Origin of the sequence: Chitinophaga polysaccharea, from assembly GCF_007829335.1 — a bacterium.
Classification (GTDB): domain Bacteria; phylum Bacteroidota; class Bacteroidia; order Chitinophagales; family Chitinophagaceae; genus Chitinophaga; species Chitinophaga polysaccharea_B.
The window spans coordinates 331,144-345,643 of sequence record NZ_VIWO01000008.1; the positions used below are offsets into that span (position 1 = coordinate 331,144).

The following is a 14,500-nucleotide window of genomic DNA, read 5'->3' on the forward strand; positions in this document are numbered from 1 at the left end:
AACGTATTCTTTTTTGTCTTGATTAGAATTGCGCTCTCACGCCAACGGTCACTGTTTTCGGATAAGGATACTTAGCGGAGTTATTGCCCAGCTCAGGATCCCATAATTTAAACTTTGTGAAAGTGAGTAGGTTGGTGCCTGCACCGTATACTTGTAAACTGCTGATACCACGGCGTTTCATCTGGGGAGTGATAAAAGAATAACTGAGTGACGCCTGCCGGAGCCGCATGAAACTACCATCTTTCAACCACCACGTGCTGTTCTGGTAGTTATTATCATTTACACTGGCTACCGTTAACCGGGGATAGTGCGCATTCGGATTCGGATTATCCGGCGACCAGCGGTTCAACATATCAGATAAACCATTGGCGGTATATTGTCCCATACCGGCAAAAGGTATTACGCCTACACCTGGCGCGCCATCCTGGCCGTGAGAAATATCGGCGCCATTAGCCATGATACCTACATCCGCCACACCGGCAAATACACCCGACAATTCAAATCCTTTGTAACCAATATTGAAACCATATCCGTAAGACCATACAGGAAAAGAGGATTTATTTAAGTAGGTAGCATCATTGGCGGTAATTTTTCCATCACCGCTGAGGTCTTCGTATTTGATATCCCCTGGGAATACGGTTCTGAGTTGAGTGGGGCTTTTATCTACATCATTCTGGTCTTTGAATAATCCCAGGCTTTTATAACCATAAAAGGCATAAGCGCTGGTACCTTCCCGTTGCTGATAAGGAAAAATTGCCTTGGGATAATCAGCATATAATACTTTGTTACGGGCATAGGTAACGTTACCGAATAAACGGATGGTCACATCTTTACCTATATGATCCGTGTATTCTACGCTACCGTCCACCCCTTTATTTTCCAATTCGCCCAGGTTACCATAAATATCAATACCTCCATAACCTGCAATAGAAGAGAGGGAGTTGCGGCGTACCAGGATATTGGTTCTTTTATCGCGGAAAGCATCGAATACAAAACTCAACTTATTCCAAAAACCTATTTCCAAACCCACATCTGTTTTAGCAGACTTTTCCCAGGTGAGGTTTTGCGTTCCGATAACAGAAGCGGCAATTCCGGGGTAATAAGTTGGTGACCCGGAACCACCGAAAGATGTACCGGAAGCATCATTGATATAGGTGAGATAACCAAACCTGTCGCCATTACCGATCAGGTCATTACCAGTCATACCATAGGAACCACGGATTTTGAGTAAGCTGATGGTTTTAGTGAGTGGCTGGAAAAAGCTTTCCTTTGAAATTACCCATCCGGCAGAAGCGGCAGGGAAATACCCCCAACGTTTTCCTGTTTCAAAGTTTTCAGAGCCAGTGGCGCCCATGTTTACCTCTGCCAGGTATTTGTCGAGGTAAGAATAGGTAACCCTGGCCGCAGCATTCTGGCTACGATAAGGAATGGCAGTTTTCAGATCTCCTGCGGAACCAATCACCCGGTTCCTCAAAGCACCTACCAACAAAGCGCCAATATTATGCTTGCCGAAGCTGTGATCATAGGTGAGGTTACCTTCCAGGTACATCATACGTTCACCGCTGGACGAGCTACCGTAACCCAGGTAAGTACTACCGGTACGGGTGCGTTCAAAATTCAGCGAGCCATCTTCATTCCGGCTGCCAGCATACCATAGATCGTTTAGTCCTTTCCGGGAGTTGTCGAACTCGCCGTAGGTATCAAAAGAGAATTTAACGTTAGCGCTCAATCCGGAAGTAAACATATCCAGCTTTTGGTTGAGGTTTAATACGGATTGTACCGAAGGTCTGAACTCTGTACTATACCCCGCATTCTGCACCATATTAAAGGGATTAGCGCCGCCATTGTTACGTGGGCCGGCCCATTTATCGCCGGGGTATTTTACCGGGAAAGAAATCGGGTTAGTACCATACGCCGCATACCAGATGCCGCCGGCCGGATTGCCCGGGTAACGGCTGTTTACCAGCATGGAAGCGAGGTTGAGGGAAAGTAGTGTTGTTTTGGTGACGTTCAGATCTACGTTACTTCTGAAATCGTATCGCTTAAAATTAAGGTTGGGGTTATAAGCTGTTTTGGTGACTTTATACTGACCTTCCTGGTCATAAAATGACATCGACACATAATAACGCATCGCTTCGCCACCGCCGCTTACATTCACATTGGCATTAGTCATGGAAGCCCACTTTTTATAAATTGTGTTAATCCAGTCTACGTTCGGATACAGGTAAGGATCCAGTCCGCTCGCTGTTTTCCGGATCACTTCATCGGAATAGGTAGGTTGGTTACCCATGTTTACCTGCGCTTCATTATATAACTTCATATAACTAACGCCATCCAGCATTTTAGGGAGTTGTGTGAGTCCGCTCATACCCGTTTCTGCTTTGGCAGATACTTTGGGCTTACCGGCTATCCCCCTGCGGGTAGTAATGATCAACACACCGTTAGCGCCTTTGGCGCCATATACTGCCGTAGCAGATGCATCTTTCAACAGGGAAATACTCTGGATATCTTCAGGGTCAATATTATTGAAAGCACCACCATAGGTACTGTTTACATCTTCTCTTTGCACGCCATCTACGATGATCAGGGGCGATGTGCTACCGGTAAAGCTCCCAATACCGCGAATGGTGAAGTTGGGGTTATCATAACCTGGTTCACCACCGCCGCTCTGCATGGAAATGATACCTGCCACTTTACCTACCAGCGCATTGGTGAGGGAGCGTACCGGCGTTTTCATGTCTTCCATATTTACAGAAGCTACAGAACCTGTTACAGTTACTTTTTTCTGGTTACCAAAACCCACTACCACCACTTCTGTCAGTTTATCCACCTTAGCGGTTAAACTGATTTTCATGGTCTTTTGATTATTCACCCTCACTTCTTCCGTTTGCATTCCCATCATGGCTACACGCAGGATATCATTGCGGTTGGCGCTGATGGAAAAAACGCCCAAAACGTCCGTAACGGTACCTTTCTTGGAGTCTTTCACCGTAACGGAAGCACCAGGTATCGGACTACCATCGGCATCCATTACCTGGCCCCGTACCAGCCACTCTACCTGTTTATCCTCTGCTGCCGGCGCCGCCGCAGAAACGGGTTCGGCCGGCGCTTCTTTTTTGTCCAGCACAATGCGGTTCCGCTGCAGTACATAGCTGATATTTTTATTCTTAAAAATAAAAGCCAATACATCGGCCAGTTTGGCCTGCTGAAAATTCAGGCTGATTTTTTCGGCATCATTGAGCAGTTGGTTACTGTATACCAGTGTAAGGCCGGTTTGTTTTTTAATAGCCCGGAACACCTGCAGCAGCGATACATCATTGCCGGTAACGGTAACAATAGATTGCAGGGAAGGAGTGGAAGTCTGGGCCTGTACAGGAAAAAACGTGATACATACCAGGCTGCACAGTACCAGCAGACGTACCATTGTTCGCATAGCCAGGTAGCGTTGGCGTATACTTTTTCTCATTCGGGAATTGTTTACAAGTTAAAATGATTGGATAGCGATTGGTTGACAAAAGCTTTACAATACAACTACTCCGGTTTTATGAAAACGGGTGACAGGAAGTAGTAACTTTTTTTTCAAATCCGTAAAATGAGCCGTGGGAACGGTATACGTATCGGAAAATACTTTGGGGAAGGATGTGATTTATCTCAATGTAATTTCATTACCAACTACCTGGTAGTCGATATGAGCGGTTGTTTTGAGGTCGGATAAAAAGTCTTCGAGGCGTTTTCTGTCCATTAAACCGGTGACCGATTTCCCGGCCATTTTTTCCTGGTCCAGCACGAAACGTACGCCATAAAAGCGGGAGGCGGCAGACAGGAGGGCCGCCAGGGGCATGTGGTGATAATAATATACCCCATCGCGCCAGGAAAGCACTTCTTCTTCATCGAAATGACTGGTGGTAAAACCCGCAGCTGCATTATAATCAGCCTGGATGCCGGGACTTAGGGGTTGCTGCGCCCCGTCTTTAGCGCTGGTAACTACCTTACCACTTACCAGCGATGTTTTCACCATGCCGGCCTGGTAAGTATTAATGTTAAAAGCGGTACCCAATACCTGTACCTGTGTTAAAGCGGTGCGTACTACAAAAGGACGGCGGGCATCTTTTGCCACGCTGAAATAAGCTTCTCCCTCTACATATACTTCCCTCGTTGACTGTCCGAACATAAAGGGGAAGCGCAGTCTGGTGGCGGCATTGAGCCATACTTCCGTACCATCAGACAGCGCCAGCTTATATGTTTCTCCCACGGGTACTTCCAGGGTATTGAGCATCGTATCAGCGGAAGTATATTGCAGGGCGCCCTGGCTGGTATTCAGCGTAGCGTTGTTTAAGGCAATGGTTTGATGCGTGGAATCTCCCAGCACAACGGTTTGTCCTTGTCCCAGTACCAGCTTTACCGGCTCTTTGGCTTGCCGGAGTAAGGCGTTGGCAGTTAATGGAGCAGGATGACGCTTGTTAATCAGGAAGAACACCGCCCCGCTGCCGATCAACAGTACAACCACTGCAGCAGCTGTGGCTATCCTTCTCCAGGTAATCACCGGGCGGGCAACGGGCAGCGCTCTGTGCTGTTTCACCTGCTCAAGAGAAGCACTGGAATCAATGCGTTGCAGGTAGTCGCCGGCATGCATATTGGCCGCTTCCTTCGACAGTAGTTGCCACTCTGCATAGAAAGCCGGATCATTCTGCAACTGCCGCTGCACATAGCTTTCCTCTTCCGCAGAAAGTGTTCCCGACAGATGTTGTATGTATAGTTCAAATATTTTTTCCTGCGATGTTTCCATGTTAACAAAACCGGGTTAATATCCCTTATGAATGACTGCGTGACGCAATACCTTCAATCCCCGCTTCAAATGGGTTTTGAAGGAATTAATACTGATTCCCATCTCATCTGCTGCCTCCTGGTAACGCTTCCCTTCCATATACACCATTTGTATGGCAGAACGTTTTTGTATAGCCATCTCATTGATAGCCGTCAGTGCCTGTTTATAATAGTCTGGTGAATTTTCTGCCTGCCCGGTACAGGTGACGTCCTGCAACTGGGTAAAGGCTACCTGCTGTTCCCGCTCCGCTTTCTGCCTTTTTAGATAAGTCAGACAGCGGTTCTTCACCGCCTGGTGGAGGTATCCTCTTATATCGCCCTCAAAATGAAGGTATAACTTTTTATCCCAGATGTCCAGGAAGAATGTCTGCACCAGGTCATTGGCTTCTGCATCATTCCGCAAAAACCAATACGCATTCAGGCAAAGCAGCTTATGATATTTCATAAATAAATCATCATACGCCGTGGCATCTCCTTCTTTCAATCGTTGCACTAATATGATATCTGAACAATGATCCATTTAATAAGAAAGCCTTATTGATGATAATACTTTACACGTGGCATAAAAACATGACATCAGGTATACTGCATAGCAGATAACCCGTTACAGGTGACAATGATACTTTACAAGTGCTGGAAGAAAATTTCTCCCATTGTTCACGCTATGATTATACTATTACGATTACTAAGATTTTGGTAAATGAGTGCTTAAACTTGAATCAAGATAAATAATAAAAATGTAAAAACATAAAAAAATAAAAGCTCCGGTAAAGATACCGGAGCCTTTTTTCCATGGGGGTTTCAGTAGATAGCTTATAATTTGAAAAATATTTTCCGTTTATACAGCCAGTAGCACAATCCCCATTCCAGGGCCAATACCGCGAAGGCATTCGCTACGTTCTGCAGGGACTCCGGCAGGCCTGCCATCCCGGTAAATCCTTTTACAAAAATACCGGTGGTTGGATTTACCCATTGTCCTCCTACGGTTTCAAAAAAAAGGTAAATAAAAATAGCGTTCATCCCTACCACGGTGGCGATCCAGGCATAGCGCGTCTGCTGTTTTACATCGATGATCCAATACAGGAACGCCAGTAATAACATTATCCAACCCCCAGATGCCAGCGTAAAGGAAGCGGTGGCAATCCGTTTGATAATGGGCGTTATGCCGGCCCAATCAAGTCCGAAGCCAGCCGCCAGCCCCAATATACCCGCTATCAGCAGGATACGGATCTTTTGCCCGGCGGCACGGTTACTGATCAGCAGCTTTCCTGCCAATACGCCCCAAATGGTATGCGCCGCAGTGCTAATAAAATTGATGGTCACCCATCCTCCCCCATCATTTAATTTACCCATCAGTAACATATCTACATATGATCCCAGGTTATGGTCCTGCACAAAAGGCTGATCATAGCCCGGCAACAGCACGAAACGATAGAGTAAATCAATGGCCAGCAATAATAACAGGCTTACGCCCAGCTGGAAAACATAGGAACGTCGTATAATCAGGTAAGCAATCAGGGTAGTAATGGATAACTGTGTAAGTACATTCCATAACTCCCACACTAACCGGCCTGCATATACGCAATGGAGGGCGGTACCAAATATAAACAACTTTAGACAACGAAATGCAATATGCCGGAAATTTTGTGCCCAGGTAATCCCTTTTTGCGTTTTGTAATAATAAGAGATATACATCGCCGATCCCGCCATGGTCATAAACGCCGGCTGCACCAGGTCCCAGGCACGCAGCCCATTCCAGGGATGATGAAAGAACTGCTGCATCACCGCATCCCATATCCCGGTTGGGTGCAAATGCTCCAGCGATCCGTATATATGGGCACTTTCTGCCGCCAGCAAAATCATAATACATCCACGCATCACATCCAGGGAAATCAATCGTTGGTTGACATTGGTAGTAGTATTCATAGTACAGATTGGAGTGCTTAAATTAATCATTTATTCCGGCATATTCAATAAAAAGGAAGGCGCCCCTTCATCCGGGATAGTGCCCAACTGCGTGCCCCAGTCGCTGGTAGTAGCCACCATACCCAAACGTATAGCCGCCCCCGTAAAGCCCTTTATTTTGGAGCGATCCAGCTTTCCTTCAAACCGGATCACCCCATTGGCTTCCTGCACGGTGCCGATACTGTAAAAATCGGTACCCGACTGCTGGTCAAAACTGAAACTGGTTTGCGCCCCTGTATGGTAATACATGGCCATAGGAATAGCGGCAGTAGCCGGTTTCAGCAACAGCTGCCCTTCCAGCAGCACATCATATCCCCCGCCGGTAAATAACGCTGTCAGCAACCCGGTACCTGCACTGTTGTCACTATCTATATATACATCAAAAATAACCCCGTCGGCCACCTTACCCGTCATTTCCACATAGAAATACATGCTCTGTCCGTCGTAATCAAATTTGGCCTTCTTAAACACCCCGCCCGCTGGTCCGGCCGTGATCATGTTCTGGCTGATAGTATCCCAGTCGGCCAGGCTGTTATCATTCAGTTTTACCGGCGAGGTTTTGGAGATACGTAACACTGTAGAACCATCGGCCACCACACCCGCAGCAGACGTGGCATACAGGGTGGGCACATACTTTCCTTTTCCCTTATAGGTGTGCACAGGGCTCTTTTCCGTAGAAGTAGTACTATCCCCAAAATCCCATTTCCAGGAGGTAGCTCCTGTGGAGGTATTGTTAAACGTAACGGTATAACCATCTACATTCACCGTATACACTACCAGCGGCGCCGGCTCGTTATTGTCTTTCTTACAGGCAGTGGCCGCACAAAGCAGCAGGAATATATAAAGCAGTTTCTTTTGCATGTTCAGGAAGTTTTAAAGATTCTGGGTACACAGTTTATTCGTTTCTACCTCGTCGATCGGGATGTAGTAAACAATTTTCGGATTATCCGGCGGTATCAGCATCCCATTGTAACCGGAAGGATTGGCAGCGGGATTAATATCCGATTGCTTTAACCCCGGCAAATGATAACCCCAGTAAGTTCTGTTCATCACCCGTTTATTACGGTAAACATCATACGTACGATGTCCCTCAAACGCCAGCTCCAGGCGCCGTTCTTTCAATACCAGGTCCAGCGCCGTTTTACCCGCCGGCACCTGCTGATGATATAACGCACCGGATAGGCCGCGGTTCGACCGGATCATGTCTACGTCGTTGAGCGCCGCGGCAGTATTACCTAACTTTGCTTCTGCCTCTGCTTTGTTGAGGTACATTTCCGCCAGGCGGAACAAGATGGGTGAACTCAACGTGGGACTTCCACCCTGACCGGAAAATTTAGAGATGTAATAAATATCGATACCATTCTTTTGTTGCACGGCGCCGTTACCATCTTTCAGTGGCACAATGTATTTCCAGCGCACATCTTCCGGATTGGCCGACATGGTATCTCTCAGCGAAGCGGAAGCAAATTCTTCGCCCCAGCCAGAGTTACCATCTGAATAGATCATAGAGGCAATAGAACCAAATTTCTTGTAGTCATCTATCGGGGTAAACGCCACACAAAGAATGGTTTCGCTGGCAGCGGTAGCATTGGCAAACATATCCGGATACGTAGCCGCGGTAGTCAATGTAAACCGGCCGCTTCCTATTACTTTATTGGCATAGTAAATGGTGCTGTCATTTTTCCCTTCGTACAGGTAAACCCTGGAAAGCAGCGCCCACGCGGCTTCCCGGGAAGCGTACTGCGGCCCCCGCGATTGGTTCATTAACTCCGCCGCTTTGCTGGCATCGGCTATCACCTGTGCATATACCTCTGCAACAGTAGCTCTTGCCTTTTGTGCCGGGTCACTGGTAGATGTACGCAAAATCACGCCCGGCGCGGACGCCTGTTGTGTATACGGCATGGCAAATAACTTCACCAGGTTTAAATGACTGAGCGCCCGCAGGAAATAACACTCGCCCAGCATCTGTTGTGTGGTCGCATCCACGTTCTGCAGCTTGTTCACCGCCTCTATCACGGTATTGGCATCATTGATAATTTTGTAAGAGATATACCAGAAATAACGGGTATTCGTTTGCGTGGGAGAATGATCTAGGGAGAAGCTGTAAAACAAAGGATCTTCTGTGGTTTGTCCACATACAATATCATCGCTGGCGAAATCCGACAACTGGAAATACTGCCGCAGGTACATGTTATTATCATCGGTGGTACCGTTGAAAGGCACATGGTCTTTCAACAGCGAATAAGCACCATTCACGGCATTCTTTAACCCATCTGCGGAGCCGGTAATCGTTTCGGTACTCAGGGCATCGCTGGGATTTACATCTTTCATACAACCGGTTTGCCATAACAGCAAGGGCAGTAGCATCAATATTATAATGGCTGATCTCATGGTGAGCGGTTTAGAATCTGAAATTAATATTGAACAGGTACTGGCGGTTATTCGGATATTTGAAATCCGATACGCCCGGCATCACCTGGGAGCCCGGCGTAATCGTAGTTTGCGGGTCCTGTCCGAGGAAATTGGTAAACGTATGTACATTGTCGGCTGTAAAACCTACCGTAATGCCATTCAGCTTCATCCTGGTTACCAGCGCATGCGGCAACTCGTAGCTCAGGCTGATATTACGCAAGGCAAAGAAACTCCCGTCCTTCAAAAAACGGGTAGATGTTTGGGTGGAATTGGCCGAATTTTGCGGGCTGGGCTCCGTAGCGTCATCACCTGGTTTAGCCCAGGTACTGCTGCCTTTAGGCAGGTTTGCCTGGTTGTAGTAAGGTTCATTGCCATCGTTTTCTACGAAACGCAGGTTGTTGCTATACACTTTATTACCCGACAGGAAATAGATATTCACTCCCAGCGAAATACCATTGTAAGTAAAAGTATTGGTCATCCCTCCCTGGAACCTGGGCAGCGCGGACCCCACTTCCTGGTAGGTAGCACTGGCATAGTCAGAAGTAGCTTTGGTAGTACCATCTTTGTTCACCACTTCCCACAGCGGCGCGCCCGTTTGTTTATCTACCCCCAGCCATTTAGGCATATAGAATTCATAGAGATTGCCGCCATTGCGGTATATCTGCGAAATACTCCAGGTGGACTGCGTATTGATAATATTGGCAGGGAACTTTTGCAGCTTGTTGGTATTGAAGTTGATATTGAAATCGGTGTTCCATTGAAACTTACCGCTGCGGATATTCACAGTATTCAACCCCAGTTCCACCCCATTATTCACCAGCTCGCCCACGTTCTGCCATTTGGTTTCGAAGCCTACTGATAAGGGTTGGGACACCTGCAGCAACAGGTTTTTGGTAACGTTGTTATACACATCTACGCTCAGGTCGATCCGTTTAAACAGGCTGATATCAATACCTCCATTCCATTGATATTTGCTTTCCCAGGTAAGGTCCGGGCTGGGCAGCTGGGAAGGCGTAGCAGCGCTTTGCCCGTTGTACTGGCTAGCAAGTGAAAACAACGCCAGGTAACGCGACGACCCGATGTCTTGCGTACCAGTAACCCCATAGCTGGCCCTTAATTTCACGTTAGTGAAAATGTAATTATCTCTCAAAAAATCTTCATTACTCATTAACCATGCGGCCGACACCGAAGGAAAGGAAGCATACCGGTTGCCGGAAGGAAAATTGGAAGAGCCATCTACCCGGAAGGAGCCAGTGAGGAAATACTTATCCTGGAAACTGTAGTTTACCTGGGAGATAAAAGACTGTATAATAGCTTCATTCAGGCTGCCAGACACCTGCTGGTTATTAGCCACCGTGTTCAGCACTTTTAGTCCTACCGGCAATCCCTTACCAGAGGCACCCATCACATCGGTATTGCTGCCTTCAAAGGCAACACCGGCAAGGCCACTGATATGATGGTCACCGCGATGAAAGTCAACTTTCAACAGGTTATTGGATACATATCCATAATTGAGCGTACTCAGTTCACTCAAATAGCCGGTAGCATGATATTGCCCAGCCACCAATGGCGAATACCAGGTTTTATTCTTGTTATACCCTAATGATAAACGGTTGGTGCTCACGAAAGACAACCAGTTGGTAATGCCAATATTCAATCCCATATCATAGTTCACATCAAAATTCTTGTACGGATGTTCTGAATTGCTGATCGTATGAATGGGATTCACTTTATCGCGCGACCACCATTTGAACGCCGCATTGCCATCTACGTACAATGGCTTTCCCATACTGTCGTATGGATTATCCCAGGGCATATTCAGAAACGCATAGTACATATCATTGTAATCGTATGTTTTACCAAAAGAGCCGCTGAGGTTAATATTGTTGGTGAGACTGATCCGCGGAGAAAAATGATAGGTAGAATTGGCTCTCAGGTTTACCCGTTGGTAGTTGGTATTCATGAAAGTACCTTTTTCGTTGTAGTAAGACAGGCCCAGGTAATAGTCGGCTTTCTCTGTTTTGCCGGCGGCCGACAGGTATATGTTTTGCATAGGTGCGCGGCGGAACATGTCGGTGAGCCAGTTATAATTCTGATTGCGGAGCGACAAGGGCCGTTCGTTGTAAAATTTGAGCAGGTCTATTTTATAGGAGTTGTTGGTAGCGCCGGGAATATAGTCGCGGTAATATTCTTTTTGCCGTTCATACAATTCGTTGCCATTCATCATATCCATTGTTCCGAAGTCGGGTGTGCGGAAGCCGGTGGTAATCTTTGCCTGGAATTGTGTTTTACCCGATACTGCTCGTTTCGTGGTGATGATGATCACCCCCGCATTAGCCTGGGAACCGTACATGGCGGTGGCGCCGGCATCTTTCAATACTGTTACACTTTCGATATCGTTAGGGTCGTAGTTGCCGCCAATGATACCATCTACCACTACCAGTGGGCTCTGGGAAGCATTGACAGAAGAGATGCCACGGAGACGGATTTCGGCGGCGGCGCCGGGAACACCGGAGCTGCTTACCACCTGCAGGCCTGCTACCTTTCCCTGCAACATGGTTCCCACATCATTGGTAGTAACATCTTTTAATTTGGCGGCGTTGACCACAGTAACGGCGCTGGTTAGTTCACTTTTTTTCTTATCGGAATAACCTACCACCACCACCTGGTCGAGCTGACTGCTACCGGTTTTCAGGATCACCTGCATGCCGGGATGAGCGGGGAGTTCCTGTTTATCGTAACCGGTATAGGTAAAGATGAGTATTTCACCTGGATTGGCGGCCACGGTAAATAGCCCGGCTGCATTTGTAGCATTTCCGCGGCTGGTGCCTTTTACCAGGATAGTAGCGCCGGGCAGGGGTACTCCATCGGCCGACCGGACCGCCCCGCTTATTTTCCCGATGGTGTCTGCAGGCGGAGGAACAGTGACCGGGGGCGATAAAGGGCGGATTACAAATACGCCATTGCTCACGGTAAAAGTAACCGGCTGGTGTTGCAGGCATTGCTCCAACACCGTTTCCACATTGGCATTGTTAACGTGCAGGGTAACAGGCACCGTATTTTTCAACACCGATTCATTGTAAACAATAGTGGCGCCTGACTGCAGGATTATTTCTGCAAATACTTTCTGTAACGGCATGTTTTTCACAGAGAGTGTGACTTGTTGTGAAAAACTCCTGGCGCTTACATGTAAGCAGGCTACCAGGATAAGCCAGGTGGTCATTTTCATCACCCGCAAAATTTTGGTTAATAAAAGTCCCTTGGGGAGAAAAGGTATCTCCTTAAATTTTAAATACATACTTTTAATAAGGTTTAGAATTCTTAAATGATCTTTCGCTGATCTTACAGGATACTGGACTTTCGCCGGGGGTGTGTCACCACCTCCGGTTTTTCCATTGTTCAAAAGTTATTTCATACGTTTTTGTTTACAGGTTTACGGTAATACCATTACTTGCTTTCCATTGATTTTAAAATGATTGTTGCCGTTTTCTTCGAGTACGCGCAACACGGCTGATAAATTAAGATTCCGGCTGATACCGCCCCCGTACAGTTCTTTTCCGGGAACAGTGTTATATACAATTTCCACATCATACCAGCGGGCTACTTCCCGAAGGATGGTGGGGAGATCCATATTATTGAAGACGAACAGCCCGTTTTTCCAGGCCATAATTTTATTCACATCGGCAGTACTGATGCGCAGTTGTCCTGCTGTGGGCGACCAAACCGCCTGCTGTCCCGGCTGCAATATTTTATCGTGCACTTTTATCTTTCCATCAAGCAGGGTAGCATTTACAGTAGGTTCATCGGCGTATGCCATTACATCAAAGCGGGTACCCAGCACCTGTACGTCCAGGTCGTTGGTTTGTACGTGGAAAGGCAGGGCAGCGTTGGGGGCAATTTCAAAATAGGCCTGGCCCGTGAGCAAAACCTTCCTGTCTGTTCCTTTAAAGGCGGTGGGGTAACGCAGGGAGGAAGCAGAATTAAGCCATACTTTGGTACCATCCGGTAATGTCACCTGGTACTGGCCGCCGCGGGGAACGCTGAGGGTGTTATACACCACTTCTCCGGCGCTGTTATTGGCCTGGTAGGCCAGTTGCCCGGGAGAGCTCTTCACTACACGTGCGCCGCCCTGTTGGCTCAATGCGCCATTGGCGGCATCATCCAGGGTGATAGTGCTGCCATCGGCCAGGGTGAGCAAGGCTTTCTTTTGGGCTGGTGCAATCTCCCTTACGGGGATATGAACCGCTATCTCATTTTTGGGTATAGTCTTATACCGGTACCACAAAGCAGTAGTGCCGGCCGCAGCGATCAACAGGGCCACTGTAGCGGCCACCGCATAACGGCGGTAACGCGGCATTGCTTTGATGGGCGCTTCCGGTTGCATAACGGGCAACAGCCTGCTAAGCAGGCGTTGTTTCAATTGCGCGGGATCTTCTCCCGGCTCCAGTGACAACGGCACTTCACTATCATCGAAACTGTGGTACCAGTCTTCCAGCGCACTTATTTCTTCCGGCGTAGCGCGGCCTTTCAGGTAACGTTGAATCAGGTCTTTCAGGTGCTGCATACAGGTAGAGTACAGAAATGCAATGGTTACCCTTAGTATGGGGAGATATTTTTTTTAGAAGAAGAAAGAAAAATAGGGATATACATCTTTCAAACGTATCCGCAGGTGTTTCAATGCCTTGGTGAGATGGGCTTCTACTGTTTTTTCGGATAGCTGGAGGGCGGCCGCAATTTCTTTATTGTTGTACTGGTCGCGGCGGCTGTATAAAAATACCAGGCGGCATTTTTCAGGTAATTCGTCAATGGCATTCCCCAGTCTTTGCCGGAGCCGGTAAAAATCGAGCAGATCGCTGTCCGGCGTGGATACCAGCTGCTGTACATCCGGATTATCGAGTGGTTGATCGGGTAATAAGCGGCTGATCTGGCGGAATACCGCATAGCGGGTGGCGGTGGCCAGGTAACCGGAGAGATGGCGTATGTCGAGTTCTTTACGTCGCACCCAGAGGCTGGCCAATACTTCCTGTACTACATCTTCTGCGGCGGTACGTATGCGTAGGCGATTATAGGCAATGGCGTATAGCTTTTCCCAGTAGCGATGAAATATTTCGGTATAAGCGGCTTCATCGGCCTGTTGTAGTCGTTGCAATAGCGCTATGTCACTTAGTTCGTGCAAGTATCCCTCTTTGCAATAAATGTAATAAAAAAGAGGCTGTATCATAAATAAATGGTACAGCCCTTTTTTTATTTTTGGTATTTATCGGGCGTTTATCCACGTTTCAGGTGGAGAAATATATTG

Annotated in this window: 9 protein-coding genes; all 9 read right to left on the reverse strand. The window is 47.5% G+C overall.

The window, feature by feature from the left end; all coding sequences use genetic code 11:
- Positions 1 to 22: 22 nt before the first annotated feature.
- The 9 genes from FHW36_RS24830 to FHW36_RS24870 all read right to left on the reverse strand — a co-directional run bounded on the left by FHW36_RS24830 (position 23) and on the right by FHW36_RS24870 (position 14,377).
- Positions 23 to 3,466, reverse strand: a complete 3,444-nt coding sequence (locus FHW36_RS24830; RefSeq protein ID WP_145673170.1) for a TonB-dependent receptor — start codon at positions 3,464 to 3,466, stop codon at positions 23 to 25.
- A 180-nt stretch (positions 3,467 to 3,646) separates the two neighbouring features.
- Positions 3,647 to 4,786, reverse strand: a complete 1,140-nt coding sequence (locus tag FHW36_RS24835) for a FecR domain-containing protein (RefSeq protein ID WP_145673172.1) — start codon at positions 4,784 to 4,786, stop codon at positions 3,647 to 3,649.
- Between the two features lie 15 nt (positions 4,787 to 4,801).
- Positions 4,802 to 5,344: an RNA polymerase sigma factor gene (locus FHW36_RS24840; RefSeq protein ID WP_145673173.1), complete on the reverse strand. Its 543-nt coding sequence runs from the start codon at positions 5,342 to 5,344 to the stop codon at positions 4,802 to 4,804.
- Positions 5,345 to 5,637: 293 nt separating this feature from the next.
- Positions 5,638 to 6,750 (reverse strand): acyltransferase family protein, encoded by a 1,113-nt coding sequence (locus tag FHW36_RS24845; protein ID WP_145673174.1) that lies wholly within the window; start codon positions 6,748 to 6,750, stop codon positions 5,638 to 5,640.
- Between the two features lie 30 nt (positions 6,751 to 6,780).
- Complete coding sequence (locus tag FHW36_RS24850) at positions 6,781 to 7,650, reverse strand: PKD domain-containing protein (RefSeq protein WP_145673175.1); 870 nt, start codon at positions 7,648 to 7,650, stop codon at positions 6,781 to 6,783.
- 12 nt (positions 7,651 to 7,662) lie between these two features.
- Entirely contained in the window at positions 7,663 to 9,180 is a 1,518-nt protein-coding gene (locus FHW36_RS24855; protein WP_145673176.1) for a RagB/SusD family nutrient uptake outer membrane protein, read from the reverse strand.
- A gap of 10 nt (positions 9,181 to 9,190) precedes the next feature.
- A complete protein-coding gene (locus tag FHW36_RS24860; protein WP_145673190.1) occupies positions 9,191 to 12,430 on the reverse strand; it encodes a SusC/RagA family TonB-linked outer membrane protein in 3,240 nt (1,079 codons plus the stop codon).
- A 204-nt stretch (positions 12,431 to 12,634) separates the two neighbouring features.
- Positions 12,635 to 13,765: a FecR domain-containing protein gene (locus tag FHW36_RS24865; RefSeq protein WP_145673178.1), complete on the reverse strand. Its 1,131-nt coding sequence runs from the start codon at positions 13,763 to 13,765 to the stop codon at positions 12,635 to 12,637.
- A 54-nt stretch (positions 13,766 to 13,819) separates the two neighbouring features.
- On the reverse strand, positions 13,820 to 14,377 hold the full coding sequence (locus FHW36_RS24870; RefSeq protein WP_186452588.1) for an RNA polymerase sigma factor: 558 nt from the start codon (positions 14,375 to 14,377) through the stop codon (positions 13,820 to 13,822).
- Between the last annotated feature and the right edge of the window lie 123 nt (positions 14,378 to 14,500).